The sequence below is a fragment of the Stenotrophomonas beteli genome, assembly GCF_001431665.1.
Classification (GTDB): domain Bacteria; phylum Pseudomonadota; class Gammaproteobacteria; order Xanthomonadales; family Xanthomonadaceae; genus Stenotrophomonas; species Stenotrophomonas beteli.
In genome coordinates, this window is sequence record NZ_LLXV01000058.1 from 36,492 (window position 1) to 58,539 (window position 22,048).

Annotated in this window: 18 protein-coding genes; 11 read left to right on the forward strand and 7 right to left on the reverse strand. The window is 66.1% G+C overall.

Annotated elements, in window-relative coordinates; genetic code table 11:
* Positions 1-196 precede the first annotated feature (196 nt).
* From ARC23_RS15920 to ARC23_RS15930, 3 genes are read left to right on the forward strand one after another with little or no spacing between them, the layout of a single operon-like run.
* Positions 197-1,354 carry an efflux RND transporter periplasmic adaptor subunit gene (locus ARC23_RS15920; RefSeq protein ID WP_057498104.1) on the forward strand — a complete coding sequence of 386 codons (1,158 nt, stop codon included), beginning with the start codon at positions 197-199 and terminating at the stop codon, positions 1,352-1,354.
* 56 nt (positions 1,355-1,410) lie between these two features.
* Complete coding sequence (locus ARC23_RS15925; RefSeq protein WP_238985260.1) at positions 1,411-4,872, forward strand: efflux RND transporter permease subunit; 3,462 nt, start codon at positions 1,411-1,413, stop codon at positions 4,870-4,872.
* Positions 4,869-7,955 carry an efflux RND transporter permease subunit gene (locus tag ARC23_RS15930; protein WP_057498106.1) on the forward strand — a complete coding sequence of 1,029 codons (3,087 nt, stop codon included), beginning with the start codon at positions 4,869-4,871 and terminating at the stop codon, positions 7,953-7,955. Before ARC23_RS15925 ends, ARC23_RS15930 begins: the two co-directional genes overlap by 4 nt.
* Before the next feature lie 62 nt (positions 7,956-8,017).
* Here the strand turns inward: ARC23_RS15930 and ARC23_RS15935 are convergent, their stop codons facing one another.
* The 7 genes from ARC23_RS15935 to ykgO form a co-directional block, all read right to left on the reverse strand.
* Positions 8,018-8,863 carry a phytanoyl-CoA dioxygenase family protein gene (locus ARC23_RS15935; protein ID WP_057498107.1) on the reverse strand — a complete coding sequence of 282 codons (846 nt, stop codon included), beginning with the start codon at positions 8,861-8,863 and terminating at the stop codon, positions 8,018-8,020.
* Between the two features lie 88 nt (positions 8,864-8,951).
* Complete coding sequence (locus tag ARC23_RS15940) at positions 8,952-10,172, reverse strand: TraB/GumN family protein (protein ID WP_152985288.1); 1,221 nt, start codon at positions 10,170-10,172, stop codon at positions 8,952-8,954.
* Positions 10,173-10,176: 4 nt separating this feature from the next.
* Positions 10,177-10,707: a GNAT family N-acetyltransferase gene (locus tag ARC23_RS15945; RefSeq protein WP_057498109.1), complete on the reverse strand. Its 531-nt coding sequence runs from the start codon at positions 10,705-10,707 to the stop codon at positions 10,177-10,179.
* Between the two features lie 14 nt (positions 10,708-10,721).
* Positions 10,722-11,609: a carbon-nitrogen hydrolase gene (locus tag ARC23_RS15950; RefSeq protein ID WP_049442792.1), complete on the reverse strand. Its 888-nt coding sequence runs from the start codon at positions 11,607-11,609 to the stop codon at positions 10,722-10,724.
* Positions 11,610-11,834: 225 nt separating this feature from the next.
* The gene (locus ARC23_RS15955; protein WP_057498110.1) at positions 11,835-12,872 is read right to left on the reverse strand and encodes an agmatine deiminase family protein; all 1,038 of its coding nucleotides are present in this window, start codon (positions 12,870-12,872) and stop codon (positions 11,835-11,837) included.
* A 39-nt stretch (positions 12,873-12,911) separates the two neighbouring features.
* Positions 12,912-13,241 (reverse strand): hypothetical protein, encoded by a 330-nt coding sequence (locus tag ARC23_RS15960; RefSeq protein ID WP_057498111.1) that lies wholly within the window; start codon positions 13,239-13,241, stop codon positions 12,912-12,914.
* 145 nt (positions 13,242-13,386) lie between these two features.
* On the reverse strand, positions 13,387-13,512 hold the full coding sequence (gene ykgO, locus ARC23_RS15965) for a type B 50S ribosomal protein L36 (protein ID WP_005409283.1): 126 nt from the start codon (positions 13,510-13,512) through the stop codon (positions 13,387-13,389).
* Between the two features lie 197 nt (positions 13,513-13,709).
* Here ykgO and cmk point away from each other — a divergent pair, with 197 nt between their 5' ends.
* The 8 genes from cmk to galU all read left to right on the forward strand — a co-directional run bounded on the left by cmk (position 13,710) and on the right by galU (position 21,994).
* Positions 13,710-14,387 (forward strand): (d)CMP kinase, encoded by a 678-nt coding sequence (gene cmk / locus ARC23_RS15970; protein ID WP_057498112.1) that lies wholly within the window; start codon positions 13,710-13,712, stop codon positions 14,385-14,387.
* Between the two features lie 197 nt (positions 14,388-14,584).
* A complete protein-coding gene (gene rpsA / locus ARC23_RS15975; protein WP_057498113.1) occupies positions 14,585-16,270 on the forward strand; it encodes a 30S ribosomal protein S1 in 1,686 nt (561 codons plus the stop codon).
* 88 nt (positions 16,271-16,358) lie between these two features.
* A complete protein-coding gene (locus ARC23_RS15980) occupies positions 16,359-16,664 on the forward strand; it encodes an integration host factor subunit beta (RefSeq protein ID WP_057498114.1) in 306 nt (101 codons plus the stop codon).
* A gap of 75 nt (positions 16,665-16,739) precedes the next feature.
* Positions 16,740-17,024: a LapA family protein gene (locus ARC23_RS15985; RefSeq protein ID WP_014646849.1), complete on the forward strand. Its 285-nt coding sequence runs from the start codon at positions 16,740-16,742 to the stop codon at positions 17,022-17,024.
* A gap of 6 nt (positions 17,025-17,030) precedes the next feature.
* Positions 17,031-18,209, forward strand: coding sequence for a lipopolysaccharide assembly protein LapB (gene lapB / locus ARC23_RS15990; protein WP_057498115.1), 1,179 nt, complete (start codon positions 17,031-17,033; stop codon positions 18,207-18,209).
* Between the two features lie 3 nt (positions 18,210-18,212).
* Positions 18,213-19,202, forward strand: a complete 990-nt coding sequence (locus tag ARC23_RS15995; protein WP_057498116.1) for an MraY family glycosyltransferase — start codon at positions 18,213-18,215, stop codon at positions 19,200-19,202.
* Positions 19,203-19,205: 3 nt separating this feature from the next.
* Positions 19,206-21,119 (forward strand): polysaccharide biosynthesis protein, encoded by a 1,914-nt coding sequence (locus tag ARC23_RS16000; protein WP_057498117.1) that lies wholly within the window; start codon positions 19,206-19,208, stop codon positions 21,117-21,119.
* Positions 21,116-21,994, forward strand: coding sequence for a UTP--glucose-1-phosphate uridylyltransferase GalU (galU, locus tag ARC23_RS16005; RefSeq protein ID WP_057498118.1), 879 nt, complete (start codon positions 21,116-21,118; stop codon positions 21,992-21,994). The genes ARC23_RS16000 and galU overlap by 4 nt, the downstream gene beginning before the upstream one ends.
* The last annotated feature ends 54 nt before the right edge of the window (positions 21,995-22,048 follow it).

Here is a 22,048-nt window from a genome sequence, read left to right on the forward strand (position 1 = left end):
TCCGGGGATTCGGGTCTGGTCGTTCCGGCGTGGGGTACGGAACGACCCGAGTATAGCCTCAGGTTTCATCTAGCTGAAATGGGGTCGTGCCGACCAGCGGCGTGAAGACACCATGACCTTTGGGATATGGTGTTGCCGTGAAGTGGTGCATTACTTTGCTACCACACCTGCCCACGCATCCTCCAGGGATCTGACGATGTCGCACCCAACCTTCCTGTCTGGCCGTCGCAGCGGAATCTGCACTGCCGCACTGCTGATCACTACCTCCCTGCTGCTGGGCGGTTGCGCCGCAGGGCCCAATTCCGAAGCCAAGGCCGCTGAAAGCAAAGACGAGAAGAAGGTCGATGCGGTGCCGGTCGAAGTGGCCGTGGCCAGCCATCGCGCGGTTGCGGCCAGCTACACCGGTACCGCCGCGCTGGAGCCGCGCGCCGAGTCGCAGGTGGTCGCCAAGACCTCCGGCGTGGCGTTGGCGGTGCTGGTCGAAGAGGGCCAGCGGGTCAGCGCCGGCCAGCCGCTGGTGCGCCTTGACCCGGACCGCGCACGCCTGGCCGTGGCGCAGAGCGAAGCACAGATGCGCAAGCTGGAGAACAACTACCAGCGCGCACAGAAGCTGGTGGGCCAGCAGATGGTCAGCGCGGCCGACGTCGACCAGCTGCGTTACGACCTGGAAAACGTGCGCGCGCAGTACCGCCTGGCCACGCTGGAACTGTCCTACACCACGGTGGTGGCGCCGATTTCCGGCGTGATCGCGTCGCGGTCGATCAAGACCGGCAACTTCGTGCAGATCAATACGCCGATCTTCCGCATCGTCGACAACTCGCGACTGGAAGCCACGCTCAACGTGCCCGAGCGCGAACTGGCCACCCTGCGCCCCGGCCAGCCGGTGACGCTGGCGGCCGACGCGCTGCCGGGACAGAGCTTCACCGGCACCGTCGATCGCATCGCACCGGTGGTCGATTCAGGCAGTGGCACGTTCCGCGTGGTCAGCGCCTTCGATGGCGCTGCGCATGCGTTGCAGCCGGGCATGTTCGGGCGCATCCGCATCGATTACGACCAGCGCGCAGATGCCCTGGTGGTACCACGGCTGGCACTGCTCGACGACGGCGAACCGGCCGTGTTCCGGGTGCGCGCAGGCAAGGTCGCACGCGTCGCGGTCAAGCTGGGTTACGCCGAGGGGCCGTGGGTGGAGATCCGTGAGGGCCTGGCGGCCGGTGATCAGGTGGTCACCGCCGGCAAGGTCGCGCTGCGCGATGGCACCGTGGTGCAGGTGATTGCTGATCCGAAGGCGAAGACGGTGGCAGCGGCGGGCACGCCGGCCGCCAAGCCGGCAGACAAGGCCGGGAGCACGCAATGACCACCCCGGGCCACGACCACGGTGCCTCGCCGGCGAGCGAGCGCGCCGCCTCCGGCATGCGCGGCGGGCTGGTGGAGTTCGCCACCCGCCGCCGCGTCACCATCGCCATGTGCACCGTCACGCTGCTGCTGTTCGGCCTGATCGCACTGGGCAACCTCAAGGTCAATCTGCTGCCGGACCTGAGCTATCCGACGCTGACCGTACGTACCGAGTACACCGGTGCCGCACCGACCGAAATCGAAACCCTGATCAGCCAGCCGGTGGAAGAGGCGGTGGGCGTGGTCAAGAACCTGCGCAAGCTGAAGTCGGTCTCGCGCACCGGCCAGAGCGACGTGGTGCTGGAGTTTGCCTGGGGCACCAACATGGACCAGGCCAGCCTGGAGGTGCGCGACAAGATGGAAGCGCTCAACCTGCCGCTGGAAGCCAAGGCGCCGGTGCTGCTGCGCTTCAATCCGTCCACCGAGCCGATCATGCGCCTGGTGCTGTCGAACAAGACCGCGGCGGCAACCGACGCCGACGCGATCCGCGAGCTGACCGGCCTGCGCCGCTACGCCGATGAAGACCTGAAGAAGAAGCTCGAGCCGGTCACAGGCGTGGCGGCGGTGAAGGTCGGCGGCGGCCTGGAAGACGAAATCCAGGTCGACATCGACCAGCAGAAGCTGGCGCAGCTGAACCTGCCGATCGATACCGTCATCAAGCGCCTGAAGGACGAGAACATCAACATCTCCGGCGGCCGCCTGGAGGAGGGCTCGCAGCGCTTCCTGGTGCGCACCGTCAACCAGTTCGCCGACCTGGAGGAGATCCGCAACCTGCTGGTCACCACCCAGGCGTCCAACGGCAATGCGGCCGACTCGGCGCTGCAGCAGATGTTCAATATCGCTGCCTCGACCGGTTCGGCGGCCGCCATCGCGGCGGCGTCGGCGGCGCAGAGCGCCTCGTCCGGCGGCGCTTCCAGCGTGGTCGCCAATGGTGTGCCCGTGCGCCTGAAGGACGTGGCCAGCGTGCGCCAGGGCTACAAGGAACGCGAAGCGATCATCCGCCTGGGCGGCAAGGAATCGGTCGAGCTGGCCATCTACAAGGAAGGCGACGCCAACACGGTGGCCACCGCCGAGGCGCTGCGCAAGCGCCTGGAGCAGATCAAGGCCACGTTCCCCTCGGATGTCGAGCTGACCACCATCGAGGACCAGTCACGTTTCATCGAGCACGCCATCGCCGACGTCAAGAAGGATGCGGTGATCGGCGGCCTGCTGGCGATCCTGATCATCTTCCTGTTCCTGCGCGATGGCTGGAGCACGTTCGTGATCAGCCTGTCGCTGCCGGTCTCGATCATCGCCACGTTCTTCTTCATGGGCCAGCTTGGCCTGAGCTTGAACGTGATGTCGCTGGGCGGCCTGGCGCTGGCCACCGGCCTGGTGGTGGACGACTCCATCGTAGTGCTGGAAAGCATTGCCAAGGCCCGCGAGCGCGGGCTGGGCGTCCTGCAGGCGGCCATCGCCGGTACCCGCGAGGTCAGCATGGCGGTGGTTGCCTCCACGTTGACCACCATCGCGGTGTTCCTGCCGCTGGTGTTCGTCGACGGTATCGCCGGCCAGCTGTTCCGCGACCAGGCATTGACCGTGGCGATCGCCATTGCGATCTCGCTGCTGGTGTCGATGACACTCATCCCGATGCTGAGCTCGCTGAAGGGTCAGCCGCCGCTGGCGTTCCCCGAGGAAGCGCCGAATGCGGCGTGGCAGCCGCAGAACCGTTGGCAGAAGCCGGTCGCGCTGGGCCGTCGTGGCGTGGTCGCAACCGCGCGCTGGGGCTTCTATGCGCTGGCCTGGCTGGTGGTGCGGCTGTGGCGCGGCGTGGTGGCGGTGATTGGCCCGGTGATGCGCAAGGCCAGCGACCTGGCGATGAAGCCCTATGCCGGTGCCGAACGCGGTTACCTGCGCCTGCTGCCGAGCGCGCTGGCGCATCCGGGCAAGGTACTGGGCGTGGCCACCGTCATTTTCGTGGCGACCATGGCGCTGGTGCCGATGCTCGGTGCCGACCTGATTCCGCAGCTGGCGCAGGATCGCTTCGAGATGACCGTGAAGCTGCCGGCCGGCACCCCGCTGAAGCAGACCGACGCGCTGGTACGTGAGCTGCAGCTGGCGCACGGCAAGGGTGAAGGTGTGGCCTCGCTGTACGGTGTCAGCGGCAGTGGCACCCGCCTGGATGCCAGCCCGACCGAAAGCGGCGAGAACATCGGCAAGCTGACCGTGGTGATGGAAGGCGGCGGCAATCCGCGTACCGAGGCGGCGATCACCGAGCGCCTGCGCGACACCATGAGCCAGCACCCCGGTGCGCAGGTCGACTTTGCCCGGCCGGCACTGTTCAGCTTCTCTACGCCGCTGGAAATCGAACTGCGCGGGCAGGACATGGCCACCCTGGAAGTGGCCGGCCAGCGCCTGGCGGCGATGCTGCGTGGCAACGCCCACTACGCCGACGTCAAGTCGACGGTGGAGGAAGGCTTCCCGGAAATCCAGATCCGCTTCGATCAGGAACGCGCCGGTGCGCTGGGCCTGACCACCCGCCAGATCGCCGATGTGGTGGTGAAGAAGGTGCGCGGCGACGTCGCCACCCGCTACAGCTTCCGCGACCGCAAGATCGACGTGCTGGTGCGTGCGCAGGAAGGCGACCGCGCCAGCGTGGAGAGCATCCGCCGGCTGATCGTCAATCCGGGCAGCACCCGTCCGGTCACCCTGGACGCGGTGGCCGACGTGGTTGCCACCACCGGCCCCAGCGAGATCCATCGTGCCGACCAGACCCGGGTCGCAGTGGTGTCGGCCAACCTGCGCGACATCGACCTGGGCGCGGCCATGCGCGAAGTGCAGCAGATGGTGGCCGAGCAACCGCTGGGCGCGGGCGTCGGCCTGCACATCGGCGGCCAGGGCGAGGAGCTGGCGCAGGCCGCCAAGTCGCTGATCTTCGCTTTCGGGCTGGCGATCTTCCTGGTGTATCTGGTGATGGCTTCGCAGTTCGAATCGCTGCTGCACCCGTTCGTGATCCTGTTCACCATCCCGCTGGCCCTGGTCGGCGCGATCCTGGCGCTGATGCTGACCGGCAAGCCCATCTCGGTGGTGGTATTCATCGGCCTGATCCTGCTGGTCGGCCTGGTCACCAAGAACGCGATCATCCTGATCGACAAGGTCAACCAGCTGCGCGAAGCCGGCGTGGCCAAGCATGAGGCGCTGGTGGAGGGTGCGCGCTCGCGCCTGCGGCCGATCATCATGACCACCCTGTGCACGCTGTTCGGCTTCCTGCCGCTGGCGGTGGCGATGGGCGAGGGCGCCGAAGTGCGCGCGCCGATGGCGATCACCGTGATCGGCGGCCTGCTGGTCTCGACCCTGTTGACCCTGCTGGTGATCCCGGTGGTGTACGACCTGATGGACCGCCGCGGCGATGCCTATTACCGCGAGCGTGGCCGCAAGCATGCCGGCGAGGTCGAGCCGGGTGACGCAGGCAGTGCGGCGGGCGCGGAGGAACCGGCATGAGCGTTGCCGAGTTCTCCATCCGCCGCCCGGTCACCACCATCATGTGTTTCGTGTCGCTGGTGGTGATTGGCCTGATTGCTTCGTTCCGGCTGCCGCTGGAGGCGCTGCCGGACATTTCCGCGCCGTTCCTGTTCGTGCAGATTCCCTACACCGGCTCAACCCCGGAGGAAGTGGAGCGGACCATCATCCGCCCGGTCGAGGAATCGCTGGCGACGATGACCGGCATCAAGCGCATGCGCTCGTCGGCCACCTCCGAGGCGGCACTGATCTACATCGAGTTCAGCGACTGGGACCGCGATATCGCCATCGCCGCCTCCGATGCACGTGAACGCATCGACGCGATCCGCAGCGACCTGCCTGACGACCTGCAGCGCTACAACGTGTTCAAGTGGTCCAGCAGCGACCAGCCGGTGTTGAAGGTGCGCCTGGCCAGCACCACCGACCTGACCACCGCCTATGACATGCTCGACCGCGAGTTCAAGCGCCGGATCGAGCGCATTCCGGGCGTGGCCCGGGTCGACATCACCGGCGCGCCGCCGAACGAGGTGGAGATCGCCATCGATCCGAACCGCCTCAACGCGCATGGCCTGAGCATCAACGAACTCAGCGAGCGCCTGCGCACGCTGAACTTCTCGATCTCGGCCGGGCAGATCGACGACAACGGCCAGCGCGTGCGCGTGCAGCCGGTGGGCGAGATCACCGACCTGCAGGAGATGCGCGACCTGGTGATCAATGCCAAGGGCCTGCGCCTGGGCGACATCGCCGACGTGCGACTGAAGCCGGCGCGCATGAACTATGGGCGCCGCCTGGACGGCAATCCGGCCGTCGGCCTGGACATCTTCAAGGAGCGCAGCGCCAACCTGGTGGACGTCTCGCGCGCGGCACTGGCCGAAGTCGAGGCGATACGCGCGCAGCCGTCGATGCGCGACGTGCAGATCAAGGTCATCGACAACCAGGGCAAGGCGGTGACCTCCTCGCTGCTGGAGCTGGCCGAGGCCGGCGCGGTCGGCCTGATCCTGTCGGTGACGGTACTGTTCTTCTTCCTGCGCCACTGGCCATCGACGCTGATGGTGACCCTGGCCATTCCGATCTGCTTCACCATCACCCTGGGCTTCATGTACTTCGTCGGGGTGACGCTGAACATCCTGACCATGATGGGCCTGCTGCTGGCGGTGGGCATGCTGGTGGACAACGCCGTGGTGGTGGTGGAGAGCATCTACCAGGAACGCGAGCGCATGCCGGATCAGCCGCGCCTGGCCTCGATCATCGGCACCCGCAACGTGGCCATCGCCCTGAGTGCGGGCACCCTGTGCCACTGCATCGTGTTCGTGCCGAACCTGTTCGGCGAGACCAACAACATCAGCATCTTCATGGCGCAGATCGCCATCACCATCTCGGTCTCGCTGCTGGCGTCCTGGCTGGTTGCGGTCAGCCTGATTCCAATGCTGTCCGCACGCATGGCCACGCCCAGGCTGGTGCACTCGCAGACCGGCGTGATCGCACGCCTGCAGCGGCGCTACGCCCGGCTGCTGGACTGGTCGTTGCGCCACCGTGGCTGGAGCCTGCTCGGCATCCTGCTGGTGGTACTGGTCAGCCTGGTGCCGATGAAGCTGACCAAGGTCGACATGTTCGGGGGCGAGGGCGGCAAGGACATCTTCATCGGCTATATGTGGAAGGGCGCCTACACCTACCGGCAGATGTCCGAGGAAGTGGCGCGGGTGGAGAACTGGATCGACCAGAACCGCGAGCGCCTGCACGTGCAGCAGGTGTACTCCTGGTACAGCGAGCAGGAGGGCAGCTCCACCGTGGTCACCCTGGACGAGAAGTACGCCAAGGACATCAAGGCGCTGCAGGAAGAGCTGCGCAAGGGCCTGCCGAAATCGGCACGTACCGACTACTTCGTCGGCAACCAGGGCGGCGATGGCGGGGGCGGCGGCAACCAGGGCGTGCAGGTACAGCTGGTGGGTGACTCCAGCTCGATGCTGCAGGAGATCGGCCAGGAAGTGGTGCCGCTGCTGGCGCAGCGTGCCGAGCTGCGCGACGTGCGCATCGACAACGGCGAGAAGGGCGGCGAACTCAAGGTGCGCGTCGACCGTGAGCGTGCCGCAGCATTTGGCTTCAATGCCGAACAGGTCGCCAGCTTCGTCGGCCTGGCGCTGCGCGGTGCACCGATGCGCGAGTTCCGTCGTGGCGACAACGAAGTACCGGTGTGGGTGCGTTTCGCCGGTGCAGAGCAGAGCAGTCCGGAAGACCTGGCCGGTTTCAGCGTGCGCACCGGCGATGGCCGCAGCGTCCCCCTGCTGAGCCTGGTCACGGTCGACGTCGGCTCGTCGGCCACCCAGATCGGCCGCACCAACCGGCAGACCACGCTGACCATCAAGGCCAACCTGGCCGAGAAGGTCACCGCGCCCGATGGCCGCAAGGCGATCGAGGCGGTGCTCAAGCCGATGAACTTCCCGGCCGGCTATGGCTTCACCTTCGACGGCGGTGACTACGGCAACGACGACGAGGCCATGCAGCAGATGGTGTTCAACCTGCTGATCGCGCTGGTCATGATCTACGTGGTGATGGCGGCGGTGTTCGAGTCACTGCTGTTCCCGGCGGCGATCATGAGCGGCGTGCTGTTCTCGATCTTCGGCGTGTTCTGGCTGTTCTGGATCACCGGCACCTCGTTCGGGATCATGTCCTTCATCGGCATCCTGGTGCTGATGGGCGTGGTGGTGAACAACGGCATCGTGATGATCGAGCACATCAACAACCTGCGGCGCAGCGGCATGGGCCGCACCCAGGCGCTGGTGGAAGGCTCGCGCGAACGCCTGCGCCCGATCATGATGACCATGGGCACGGCAATCCTGGCGATGGTGCCGATCTCGCTGACCGACACGCAGATGTTCGGCAATGGCCCGGAGTACGCACCGATGGCGCGCGCGATTGCCGGCGGCCTGGCGTTCTCGACCGTGGTCAGCCTGCTGTTCCTGCCGACGATCTACGCGGTGCTTGATGACCTGCGCAGTGCCGTGACACGGCTGATCCGCCGTGCGCGCGGAGTGGAAAGGGTAGAGCCGGGCGCTGCCCGGCTGTAATGCGCGACAACGTGTTGTGGTGTGGGGGAGGCCGGTCGTAGTGGGGCGGCCTCCCCCTTTTTTCAGGCGCGTCGCAGGAACCAGGTACGCCGCGTGTATTCATGGCCGAAATCAACCTGGCCGAAGCGGGCGATCTCACGCTCGCCGCGCCGGTAGTAGCGCCAGGGTGCCTTGCTCTGTGCGGGCACGGCGCCGTAGAACACGTCCATGTGGCCGACCGGCATCGATTTCGGAGTGACGTGCATGACCACGCTGCGACGGGTACCGGCCGATAGATGCGGCGCGCCGCCATGGAACAGCTGCGGGTGCCACACGATCACATCGCCCGGCTGCACATGTACCGGCTGCGCCTGCAGCCCGGCCTCTTCGCACTGGCGCGCCACCGCATCCTGGTAAGCGGCCCAGCCTTCGCCTGACATCGGGCTGACCGGCCCATCACCGAACACCTGCTGGCGCAACGCCTGGACGTCGATGGCGGGCAGCAGATGGCTGCCCGGCACCACACGCAGCGGGCCGTTGCTGTCGTCCACCGCATCCAGCGCGGTCCAGACGCCCAGGTAGCGTTCGCCGGGCGAGGTGCAGAACACCGGGGTGTCACGGTGCAGCGGCTGTTCCGAGCCGCGCTCGTAGTAGAGGCTGGTATACAGCGTGGTGGGCTCGCCCAGGAAGCGGTCACAGACGTCGATGGCTGCGTTGTCGGTGAGCAGGCCGGTGATCGCATCGACCACCAGGTGCAGGTTGACCACCCGGTACAAGCGCTGGTGTGCATCGAGATTGCGGCTGACCGCCTTCGGATTGCGCTGCTTGAAGCGGGCGATGCGCTGGTTGATGTCCTGCACCAGGGCCGGCGCAATGGCCTGGCGGACCACCACGTAACCGTCTCGCATCAGCGCGTCATATGCATCCATTGCTGGAATCCATCCGGGGAAGGATCGCAGTATAGCGAGGGCGCCGCCGGGCTGAGCCGGGCGCCGCCGTGGGTCGGCTGCGTCCGGCTCAGCCGGCGACCTTGCCCCACACGCGGCCGGCGGTCAGCCACAGGCCCAGCATGCTGCCGATGTTGGTCAGCATGAAGGTCAGCACCACGCGCGTGACCCGATTGCGGTACCAGCCCTTCAGGCTCTGCGCATCGTCACGCAGCTTGAGGAAGTCTTCGTAGGCCGGCTTGCGCAGGCGTGCTTCGACCAGCGCCGAGAACGCACCGGTCGGGATGCTCAGGCGGAACGGCTTGAACGGTGCCACCACAATCGCGGTGAGGATGCTCAGCGGATGGCTGCCGGCCAGCAGGCAGCCGAGGCCGGCCAGTCCGCCGGTGTACATCGCCCAGGTCGCGAGCAGTTCGGTGCCCACGCCCAGCCCGCCGCGGTAGAAACCCACTGCGATGCCGGTGATCACAATGGCCAGGATGCCCAGCGTGAACCAGGGAATGTTGCGCTTCTTCGGCACCGCTTCCAGCTCTGCGCGCAGCGGCGCCGGGGCGTCGGTGTCGGTTTCCAGGTAGCGCGCCAGTCCGGCCAGGTGACCGGCACCGACCACGGCCAGCACTTCGCGCTGCCGGGGGTCGTGCACTTCGCGCAGGCGCGTGGCCATGTAGCGGTCGCGCTCGCCGATGATGGTTTCGTACAGCGCCGGGCTCTCGCTGGCGAACTCACCAAAGCTCGACTCCAGCATGTCGCCCTGCTTGAGCTTCTCGATCTCGTTCTCGCCCACTTCTTCCGACGAGAACAGGCCGGCGCCGAGCCCGGCGACCAGCTTCAGCTTGCCGAAGAAGCCCAGCCGCTGGGACGCGCGGCGGAAGGTCAGGCCCACTTCGCGGTCGATCAGGTGCACCGGCAGGTCGCGTTCGCGGGCCAGTTCCACCGCGCGCTTGAGCTCGGCCCCCGGCTCGATGCCCAGCTGCTCGGCCAGGCGGCGCTGGTAGGCCGACAACGCCAGGTTGGCGGCGAACAGGGCGACGCGGCCCTTGCGGATCACCTCGACCAGATCGAGTTTTGCCAACGTATCCGGATCGCTCAGTGCCTGCAGGCGCTGCGGGTCCAGTTCCACCGCCACCGCGTCGAAGCGGCCGCTGTCGATGGCCTTTTCCACGGCCTCCACGCTGGCGTGTGAGACGTGGGCGGTGCCCAGCAGGGTGTAGCGCACACCGTCGCGTTCAACGACGCGCACCGGCTGGCCGGCGAACAGGTCGTCGTTGGTTTCGGGAAGGTTTTCGGTCATGGGTTCATTCATTGGAAGGTGCGGTGCCGGCGCCATCGCCGAGCGCGCGCTGCATCTGCACGGTATCCAGCCAACGGCCGTGCTTGCGGCCCAGGCCCTGGAACACGCCCACCAGGTGGAAGCCGAAGCGTTCGTGCAGCTTGATGGAGGCGGTGTTGGTGGGTTCGCCGATCACCGCCACCATCTGCCGGTAACCGCGTGCGGTGCAGGCGTCGATCAGGGCCTGCAACAGGCGCGTACCCACACCCTTGCCCTGGAACGTGGCATCGACGTAGACCGAGTTCTCCACCGTCCACTGGTAGGCGATGCGGGTGCGGTAGGTGTTGGCGTAGGCATAGCCGGCCACCTGGCCGTCGATCTCGGCGACCAGGTAGGGGAAGCCACGGTCGATGATGTCGCGCATGCGGCGCAGCATCTCGTTCGCGTCCGGGATGTCGTACTCGTAGGTGTTGACGAAGTCGGTCACTTCCACCGCGTAGATCGCGGTGATCGCGTCGATGTCGGCCGGGCCGGCATCACGGATGAGGACGGCCATGCGCGGGCTCCGGCTCAGTCGATGTAGCGCTTGAGCAGGTCACCGTATGCGTCGATGCGGCGATCACGCAGGAACGGCCAGATCCGGCGCACATGCTCGCTGCGCTGCAGGTCGACATCGCACAGCAGCACGGTGGCGTCGGTGCCGGCCTCGGCCAGGAACTCGCCCTGCGGGCCGAGCACGTGGCTGTTGCCCCAGAACTGGATGCCCGACGCGCCCAGCGGCGAGGCCTCGTGGCCGACGCGGTTGCAGCTGAGCACCGGCAGGCCGTTGGCCACGGCATGGCCACGGTGGCTCAGTACCCACGCGTCGCGCTGGCGGGTCTTCTCGTCCTGCACGTCATCCGGGTCCCAGCCGATCGCGGTCGGGTACAGCAGCAGTTCGGCGCCGGCCAGCGCCATCAGGCGCGCCGCTTCCGGGTACCACTGGTCCCAGCACACCAGCACGCCGAGGCGGCCCACCGAGGTATCGATCGGCGTGAAGCCGATGTCGCCCGGGGTGAAGTAGAACTTCTCGTAGAAGCCCGGGTCATCCGGGATGTGCATCTTGCGGTACTTGCCGAGCAGCGTGCCGTCCTTCTCGAACACCACCGCAGTGTTGTGGTACAGGCCGGCGGCGCGGCGTTCGAACAGCGAGCCGACCAGCACCACGCCATGCTTCTTGGCCAGCGCGCCCAGGCGCTCGGTGCTCGGGCCCGGAATCGGCTCGGCCAGGTCGAACTCATCCACCGATTCGTGCTGGCAGAAGTACGGGCCGTTGTGCAGTTCCTGCAGCAGCACCAGCTTGGCACCCTGGGCAGCCGCCTCGGCCACGCGTGCTTCGATCACCGCCAGGTTGGCGGCGGCGTCACCGTGGTTGCGCTCCTGGATCAGGGCGACGGTAAGGGGGCTGCGCGAGTTCATGCGGGGCGTTCCTGCGGGGGAAAACCTGCATGTTAGCGCGGATGGGCGGTCGCAGCGTGTCGCGCGCTGAATGGGCCGGTGTTGTAGAGCCGAGCCCATGCTCGGCTGCGTTCTGCTCCGGTTGCGCGAGCGCGCCAGCCGAGCGTGGGCTCGGCTCTACAAAAGGCCAGTCGAGCATGGCTCGACTCTACAAACGCGGCGCCGGGCGGGGCCCGGCGTCATCCATCAGGCCTTCAGCAGCCCTTCTGGCAGCTGCATGGTGATGCAGTGCAGGCTGCCGTTCTGCCAGATCAGCGAGCGGCAGGGCACCTGCACGATCTCGCGGCCGGGGTGGGCCTGGGCCAGTACGTCGCGGGCCAGGTCATCGGCCGGGTCGCCGTAGGCCGGCATCAACACTGCACCGTTGATGATCAGGTAGTTGGCGTACGAGGCGGCCAGACGGCGGCCTTCGTCGATCACCGGCCGCGCCCACGGCAGCGGGAACAGGCGGTATGGCTGGCCATCCTTGGTACGCAGTGCGGCCAGCTCGTTGCCCATCGCCTGCAGTTCGGCGTAGTGCGAGTCGCTCTGGTCATCGCAGGCCTGGTAGACGATGCTGTCGGGCGAGGCGAAGCGGGCCAGGGTGTCGATGTGCGCGTCGGTGTCGTCGCCTTCCAGGTAGCCGTGGTCCAGCCACAGCACGCGGTCCTGCTGCAGCCAGTCGGCCAGGTCGGCGCTCAGGCTGGCGCGGTCACGATCCGGGTGGCGTTCGTGCAGGCACTTCCAGGTGGTCAGCAGGGTGCCTTCGCCGTCGGTCTCGATGCCGCCGCCTTCCAGCGCGAACGGGATGCTGCGCACCGGCGCGTCGTTGAACACGCCGGCCTGGTCGAGCACGCCCACCAGCTGGTCATCCAGGCTGGCGTCGAACTTGCCGCCCCAGCCGGTGAAGCGGAAATCCAGCAGCTGGAAACCGCCGTCGGCGCGGCGCAGGGTGATCGGGCCGGAGTCACGCAGCCAGGTATCGTCGTAGGCCGCCGTGGTGAAGTGGACCTTGTCCATGTCGATGCGGTTGGAGCGCAGCCGCATCTCGGCGTAGGTCTCCACATCGTCGTCGGCCACGCAGATCAGCACCGGCTGGAAGCGGGTGATGGCCGCAACCAGGGCGATGTAGGTCTCTTCCACCTGGCCCAGGCGGTCGGCCCAGTCGGTGTCGGCGGTGGGCCAGGCAATCAGGACGCCGCTCTGGGCTTCCCACTCGGCAGGAAAACGAAGGGTCTGGTTCATGGTCTCGCTACACAGGCCCGCCCACGGCGGGTAAGGGGATCAACGGATCGGCGGTTTCGGGCCGATTTCGTTCGGGTCCGCCTGGTTGGCCACCACGTCGATCACCTTCTGCTTCTCGAAGTAGACGGTGAACTGCGGGTACACCCAGCGGTTGATGGTCGGCCATTGCCGCTTCTGCCCGCCGCGCGGCTGCAGCTGTTCGCTCGGCGCGCCGAACTGTGCCTGCACCTGCTGCATGCTCTGGCCGCGCACGGGCAGGGCACCGGCCGGCTTTTCGCGGGCGCGGTCGACAAGCAGGGTGTCGGCCAGCGCCGGCGTGGCGGCGGCCAGGGTGGCCAGTACGGCCAATGCGGACAGGTAACGCTTCATCTCGATCTACTCCCCAGTGGTCAAGAAAGGCGATTACAGCAAAAACGGCAGGAAAAAGCCGCATAAACAAAAAACCGCCCGAAGGCGGTTTCTTGCATCGGGTCGGCCCCGCGCAGGGCCAGCCGCAGCCGGAAGGCTGTGAGGCTTAGCGCTGACGCGCCTTGAAACGCGGGTTCGACTTGCAGATGACGAAGATCTTGCCACGACGACGCACGACCTTGCAGTCACGGTGACGGGCCTTCGCCGACTTCAGGGAGGACAGGACTTTCATGGCATACCTCGGCGTAAACAGTAGTTGTTCGGGTGGAGCGTGGCCGCGATATGCGAAAGACAATCGGCAGTTGACGCTCGTTCAAGCCCGCCATTCTACCGGGCTTTTCCTCGTGGTTTCAAGTGGTTGCACAAAAGATCCTGCTGGGGGCGTCTGGCAGGGGCTAGAATGACCCCTTCACACGCTCTGGGACCCCCATGAATCCACTCGCTCCCGTCCTGACCATCGACGGCCCGTCCGGGGCCGGCAAGGGTACCATCAGCCGCATCGTCGCGCGCCGGATGGGCTGGCATTACCTGGATTCGGGCGCGTTGTACCGGGCGGTGGGCGTGGCCGCCAGCTGGGCCGACATCGACACCTCCGACGCCTCGGCGCTGGTCCGCTGCACGTTCGACACCCGCGTTCAGTTTGTCGAGCAGGGCGAGGCCATGCGGGTCATGGTCAACGGCACCGATGCCACCGACGAGCTGCGCCTGGAGACCACCGGCGCGCTGGCCTCGGCCATTGCCGCCATTCCGGAAGTCCGGGCGGCCCTGAAAGAGCGCCAGCGCGCATTCAGGGAGCTGCCGGGGCTGGTCGCCGACGGCCGCGACATGGGTACGGTGATCTTCCCGGATGCGTCCTACAAGGTGTTCCTGACCGCCAGTGCCGAGGAGCGCGCCGAGCGCCGGCATAAGCAGTTGAAAGACAAGGGGGTTTCTGTTAACTTTGATGACCTCCTGCGCGAGATCATGGCCCGCGACGCCCGTGATGCTCAGCGTACCGTGGCGCCCCTGAAGCCGGCAGACGATGCTGTCCTCATCGACACCACAGGCATCGGCATCGCAGATGTCGTTGCCAGAGTGATGGATCTGCTTCCGGTTCCGGCTGCCTGATCCGTTCGCGCGGGAGTACTGCCAGCAACACCGGTGGTGGTCGCGCACTGCAGTGCTGTACAAGCTCCGTCGCGCAATGATGCGTGGCGGTTTTCCTACTACACACGACCTGCGTTTCCGGGGTCGACCAACAGGCGGGCGGTCGCCAATCCCTGAAGGGAACGCCACCGACCCATGTGTCCAACAGAGTAAATCTAATGACCGAATCATTTGCCGAACTGTTTGAAGCCAGCCAGGCCAATCTGGCCAAGCTGAAGCCGGGCGCCATCGTCAGCGGTACCGTTGTTGAAGTCCGCGGCGACGTCGTGGTGATCAACGCTGGCCTGAAGTCCGAAGGCATCGTGCCGATCGAACAGTTCCGTAACGACGCTGGCGAAATCGACGTCGCCGAAGGCGACATCGTCAAGGTCGCCCTCGACTCGATCGAGAACGGCTTCGGCGAAACCGTCCTGTCGCGCGAGAAGGCCAAGCGCGCGATGGTGTGGGACGAGCTGGAAGAAGCGTTGGAAAAGAACGAAACCATCACCGGCCGCATCAGCGGCAAGGTCAAGGGTGGTTTCACCGTGGACATCAAGGATGTCCGCGCCTTCCTGCCGGGTTCCCTGGTCGATGTGCGCCCGGTGCGCGATCCGGCCTACCTGGAAGGCAAGGAACTCGAGTTCAAGCTCATCAAGCTGGACCGCAAGCGTAACAACGTCGTGGTCTCGCGCCGCGCTGTCGTCGAAAGCGAGCACTCGGAAGAGCGCGAGCAGCTGATGGACAAGCTGCAGGAAGGCGCGATCCTGAAGGGTGTCGTCAAGAACCTGACCGATTACGGCGCGTTCGTGGACCTGGGCGGCATCGACGGCCTGCTGCACATCACCGACATGGCATGGAAGCGCGTGCGCCATCCGTCCGAAGTCGTGAACGTCGGCGACGAGCTGGACGTGCGCGTGCTGAAGTTCGACCGCGAGCGCAACCGCGTTTCGCTGGGCCTGAAGCAGCTGGGCGAAGATCCGTGGGATAACATCGCGCGTCGTTACCCGGCCAACAGCCGCGTCTTCGGCAAGGTCTCCAACGTCACCGATTACGGCGCGTTCGTCGAGATCGAGCCGGGCGTCGAAGGCCTGGTGCACGTCTCGGAGATGGATTGGACCAACAAGAACGTCAATCCGTCCAAGGTTGTGCAGGTCGGTGACGAAGTCGAAGTGATGGTGCTGGACGTTGATGAAGAGCGTCGCCGTATCTCGCTGGGCATGAAGCAGGTTGCCGCCAATCCGTGGGAAACCTTCGCTGCCACCCACAAGAAGGGTGACAAGGTGTCGGGCCAGATCAAGTCGATCACCGACTTCGGCATCTTCATCGGCCTGGACGGCGGCATCGACGGCCTGGTCCACCTGTCCGACATCAGCTGGAACACCACCGGCGAAGACGTCGTTCGCAACTTCAAGAAGGGCGACACCCTGGACGCCGTTGTCCTGGCCGTCGATCCGGAGCGCGAGCGCATCTCCCTGGGCGTGAAGCAGCTGGAGCAGGATCCGTTCGGCCAGTACATGGCGGCCAATCCGAAGGGCTCCAAGGTCGAAGGCGTGGTGAAGGAAGTCGACGCCAAGGGCGCGATCATCGAGCTGGCTGACGGCATCGAAGGTTACGTCTCGGCACGCGACATCGCCAACGAGCGCGTTGACGACGCCACCCAGCACCTGAAGGTCGGCGACAAGGTTGAAGCCAAGTTCGTGGGCATGGACCGCAAGGGCCGTACCCTGCAGCTGTCGATCAAGGCCAAGGACGACGCGGAAATGCGCGAAGTGCTGGAGGAATACCAGTCTTCTTCGGCTTCCAGCGGCACCACCCAGCTGGGCGCGCTGCTGCGTGCACAGCTGAACGGCAACAAGTCCGAGTAATATCGGCCTGAGCTGTTCGTTGTTTCCTGGACGGCCCGGGCAATGCCCGGGCCGTTTCAGGCTGAGTGACCCCTGATGTGAGCCGGCGATGACCAAATCCGAACTGATCGAAATCCTCGCGCGCCGCCAGGCGCACCTGAAGGCCGATGATGTCGATCTGGCGGTAAAGTCGTTGCTGGAAATGATGGGTGGTTCCCTGTCCGCCGGGGATCGCATCGAAATCCGTGGCTTTGGCAGCTTCTCGCTGCACTACCGGCCGCCGCGCCTGGGTCGCAACCCGAAGACCGGCGAATCGGTTGCCCTGCCGGGCAAGCACGTTCCCCATTTCAAGCCGGGCAAGGAACTGCGCGAGCGGGTCAGCAGCGTGCTGCCGCTGGACGCCAATCCGGCCTGAGCCCCGTCGCGCCACCGCGTGCGAATCCAGCCGCGAGTCGGATAAGCTACGGACTCCTGCCACTGGAGCTGTCGCATGAAGGTTTTTCGTCTGCTGGTCCTGCTGGCGGTACTCATTCTCGGGTTGATCATCGGTGCCATGAACATGGACGAGATGACCATCAACCTGCTGTTCACCCAGCTGAAGACCTCGGTCGGCGTGGCCATCATTGCCGCGTTGCTGATCGGCGTCATCGTTGGCGCTGGCCTGGTGCTGGTGAGCGTGGTCATTCCGCTCTACAGCCAGCTGCGCCGCGCCAACAAGTCCGCTGCCGCCACGCCGGCACCGGTTGCTTCCCCTCAATCTTTTGATGGACGCTGATCGAAGATGGATTTCGTCACCGAGTGGTTCTGGTTCTTCCTGTTCGTCCCGCTGGCCGCACTGGCCGGGTGGGTGATCGGACGGCGTGGTGGACAACGCCACGGTGACAACCAGGTCAGCCGCCTGTCCAGCACCTACTTCCGCGGCCTGAACTACCTGCTCAACGAGCAGCCGGACAAGGCCATCGAGCTGTTCCTGCACATCGCCGAGCTGGACAAGGAAACCTTCGAGACCCAGGTCGCGCTGGGCCATCTGTTCCGCCGCCGCGGCGAAGTGGACCGTGCCATTCGACTGCACCAGGGCCTGGTCAACCGCAGCGACCTGAGTGACGCGCAGCGCGTGCAGGCCCTGCTGGCACTGGGCGAGGACTACATGAAGTCCGGCCTGCTGGATCGGGCCGAGACGGTATTCACCGAACTGGCCCAGCTCGACCAGCGCGCACCGCAGGCGCTCAAGCACCTGATCGGCATCTACCAGGCCGAGCGTGACTGGGAAAAGGCGATCGACAACGCCACCCGTTTCGAAGACGTCACCGGCGAGCCGATGGGCAAGCTGATCGGGCAGTTCGAGTGCGAACTGGCCGAGCGCTTCCGTGGCGCCGGCAAGCTGGAAGAGGCGAGGGCGGCCATCGCCCGCGCCTACCAGGCCGATGCGATGTCGGTGCGTGCCGGCATCATTGAAGGCCGCCTGGAAACCGATGCGGGTAATTCCGAAGCGGCCGTGCGCGCGTTCGAGCGTGCCGCCCGCAACGACCCGGAATACCTGCCCGAACTGCTTCCGGCGCTGATGCAGAACTACCGCAAGGTGGGCGACCTGGCGGGCGCGCGTGCGTTCCTGTCGGAAATGACCGAGCACTACCGTGGCATCGCCCCGGTGCTGGCACTCACCCGTCTGATGGAAGAGCAGGAGGGCGTGGCGCCGGCGCGCGCCTACCTCGGCCGCCAGTTGAAGGACCGCCCGTCGGTGCGCGGCGAGTCGGCGCTGATCGACCTGACCCTGGCCGAAGGTGCCGATTCCACGGCCACCCTGCACGACCTCAAGCACATCACCGACCAGCTGCTGGTACGCAATCCTGCTTACCGTTGCACGCGCTGCGGCTTCGGTGCGCGCACCCACCACTGGCAGTGCCCGAGCTGCAAGGAATGGGGAACGGTCAAGCCACTGCTGAACTACGCGGTGCTTTGATCCATGCCGTGGCTTGTGATGGCGGCGCTGCTGGCGCTTGCGCTGCTCAGCGCGGCGCTGACCTGGGCCGCGCGCGGTTACGCCCTGCGCCGGCAATTGCTGGACCAGCCCGGCGAGCGCCGCAGCCATAGCGTTGCCACCCCCCGCGGTGGGGGCATTGCCATTGTCATCAGCCTGCTGGTGGCCGCCGGCGCGGCCATGTGGGCCTGGCCGCAGGCCACGCCCAGCCTGCTGGTGGCCAGCCTTGGGCTGGTTCTGGTGGCTGGCATCGGCTGGTGGGACGATCATCGGCCGCTGCCCGCGATGCGCCGGCTGATGGTGCACTTCATCGCCGCGGCGCTGCTGGCGGGGCTGGTCAAGGTGCACGGTGGCAGCTGGCTGCTGGCGGTGCTGGTGTTGCTGTTCACGGCCTCGCTGATCAACATCTGGAACTTCATGGACGGCATCAACGGTATCGCCGCCAGCCAGGCCGTGGTGGCCGCGCTGGGGCTGGCACCGGTGCTGCCCTGGCCGTATTCGCTGGCGGCCATTGCCCTGGGCCTGGCCTGCCTGGGTTTCCTGCCGTTCAACTTCCCCCGGGCCCGGATCTTCATGGGGGACGTCGGAAGTGGCGCGCTCGGCTATGCGGTCGCCGTGGTGCTGGCCATCGCCAGCGTCCGCACCGACATCAACTGGATCCTGCTGCTGGTACCCATTTCGCCGTTCCTCGTGGACGCAGGCTTCACACTGCTGGCGCGCATCATTTCCGGACAACGCTGGATGGAACCCCATACCCAGCACGTCTACCAGCGCGCGGTGCAGGCAGGAGCCAGTCACCCCCAGGTGACAGGGATGTACTTTGCTTTAGGCCTGTTCAGCATTACAGTGTTCAATGTCTGCTCCAAACTGCAGCCGAGGTGGGAGGCTGCCGTGACGATCGCGTGGTTCATCGCGCTGAGCGTCCTCTGGCTCCTCCTGCGCAATGGAATGCGCCACCGACAAGGAATTACCTGACTTATGGCTTCACCCTGGCGGGACAGAATCCTCGGCCTGATGCCGCGTTCGGCCATCGTCTGCCACGACCTGTTCATGGTCTGGGCATGCTGGCAGCTGCTCCATGCAGGGCGTTACTCGATCCTGCCCAACGCGCCTGCGCTGCCCCTGTGGAATGTCGACACCACCCTGGTGCTGCTGTTGCAGGGCCTGGTGTTCTGGCGGGTGGGCCTGTATCGCGGCCTGTGGCGGTTCGCCAGCGTCAGCGACCTGCTGAACATCTTCAAGGCCAGCTTCATCGGCATGGTCGCCATTGTGCTGGTACTGATGTGGAAGCGCTTCGACGGCGTGCCGATGTCGGTGCTGGTGATCTATCCCTTCGCGCTGTCGGCGCTGCTGGGCGCTCCGCGCCTGCTGTATCGCGCCTGGAAGGATTACCAGGCGCTGCAGTCGGACTCGACCGCGCGGCGGGTACTGATCCTGGGCGCCGGGCAGGCGGCCGAAACGCTGGTGCGCGACCTGCGCCGTTCGGGCAATTTCGAGCCGGTCGGCCTGCTCGACGACGCCCCGCACCTGCGCGGCGCCAAGCTGCAGGGCCTGCCGATCCTCGGCACGCTGGACGACGCGCCGACCGTGGTGCGCGAAACCGCGGCCAAGCTGCTGGTCATCGCCATTCCCTCGCTGGATGCCGCCGGCATGCAGCGGGTGGTTGCCATCTGTGAAAGCACCGGCGTGCCGTTCCGCACGGTGCCCAAGCTCAGCGACATCCTGCAGGGCCAGTCGCTCCCCGGGCAACTGAAGGAAGTGGCGATCGAGGACCTGCTCGGCCGCAAGCCGATCATGCCGGACTGGAACCTGATCCGCGGCTGGCTGGGCGGGCGTACCGTGCTGGTGACCGGCGCCGGTGGCTCGATCGGCTCGGAACTGTGCCGCCAGTGCGCACGCCATGGCGCTGGTCGCATCATCCTGCTGGAGATCAGCGAGCTGCTGCTGCTGACCATCGAGGGCGAGCTGCGCCGCAGCTTCCCCGATGTCGAGATCGAGGCGGTGCTCGGCGATTGTGGTGATCCGGCCGTGATCCGCCATGCGCTGTCGCTGCATTCGGTGGATACCGCGTTCCACGCTGCGGCGTACAAGCACGTGCCGGTGCTGGAGCGGCAGCTGCGCGAAGCGGTGCGCAACAACATCCTGGCCACCGAGAACGTGGCCCGCGCGTGCCTGGAGGCACGGGTGGAGCATTTCGTGTTCATCTCCACCGACAAGGCGGTCGACCCGGTCAATGCGCTGGGTGCAAGCAAGCGCTACGCCGAGATGATCTGCCAGAGCCTGGACCAGAAGTCCACGCACACCCGTTTCGTCACGATGCGCTTTGGCAACGTGCTGGCCTCGGCGGGCAGCGTGGTGCCGCTGTTCCGCGAACAGATCCTGCGGGGCGGCCCGATCACCGTCACCGACCCGGAAGTCAGCCGCTACTTCATGACCATCCCCGAGGCCTGCCAGCTGATCCTGCAGGCGGCCGCGTCGGCGTCGCATGGCGCCATCTACACGCTGGACATGGGCGAGCCGGTGCCGATCCGCGTGCTGGCCGAGCAGATGATCCGCCTGACCGGCAAGCAGCCGTACAAGGACATCCAGATCATCTACACCGGCCTGCGCCCGGGCGAGAAGCTGCACGAGACGCTGTTCTATTCGGACGAGGATTATCGTTCGACCGCGCATCCGAAGATTCTCGAGGCCGGCGTGCGCGCGTTCTCGCGCGACCTGGTGCTGGGCAACGTACCGCGCCTGCGCGAGGCGATCGCCAGCTACGACACCGCCAGCATCCAGGAAATCCTGTTCACGACGATGCCAGAGTTCTCGCCAATCGAACAGGACGCTTACATTTCATCCGCTAAAGTCGTGCCTTTCCCGGCACGTGAGGCCAACAGGCACCAATGAGCAAGCGAATTCGCAAGGCGGTATTTCCCGTGGCAGGGCTGGGCACGCGTTTCCTGCCCGCAACCAAGACTGTGCCGAAGGAGATGCTGCCCATCATTGATCGTCCGCTGATCCAGTACGCAGTGGACGAAGCGATTGAGGCGGGCTGCGACACGCTGGTGTTCATCACCAACCGCTACAAGCACGCAGTGGCCGACTATTTCGACAAGGCCTACGAGCTGGAGCAGAAGCTCGAGCGCGCTGGCAAGCAGGAGCAGCTGGAGATGATCCGGCACGTGCTGCCCAACGGCGTGCGTGCAATCTTCGTCACCCAGGCCGAAGCCCTGGGCCTGGGCCATGCGGTGCTCTGCGCCAAGGCGGTGATCGGCGACGAGCCCTTTGCCGTGCTGCTGCCGGACGACCTGATCTGGAACCGCGGCGATGGTGCGTTGAAGCAGATGGCCGATCTCAACGAAGCCAGCGGCGCCAGCGTGATTGCGGTGGAAGACGTGCCGCATGACAAGACCGCCAGCTATGGCATCGTCGCCACCGAAGCCTTCGATGGCCGCAAGGGGCGTATCTCGCAGATCGTGGAGAAGCCGAAGCCGGAGGACGCGCCGAGCGATCTGGCGGTGGTCGGCCGCTACGTGCTCAGCCCGAAGATCTTCGAGCTGCTGGAGCAGACCGGCAGTGGTGCAGGCGGCGAGATCCAGCTGACCGATGCGATCGCGCAGCTGTTGAAGACCGAAGAGGTCGATGCCTACCGCTTCGAGGGCACCCGTTTCGATTGCGGCACGCACCTGGGTCTGGTGGAGGCGACGATCCGTTTCGCGCTGGACAACCCGAAGTTGGCCGGCCCGGCGCGGGAGAAGCTGGCGGCGATGCTGGCGGAATAAGGTTTATCAAGCGCTCCGTCAGCGCTTTGATTGATACGTGATGGGCGGGACGGG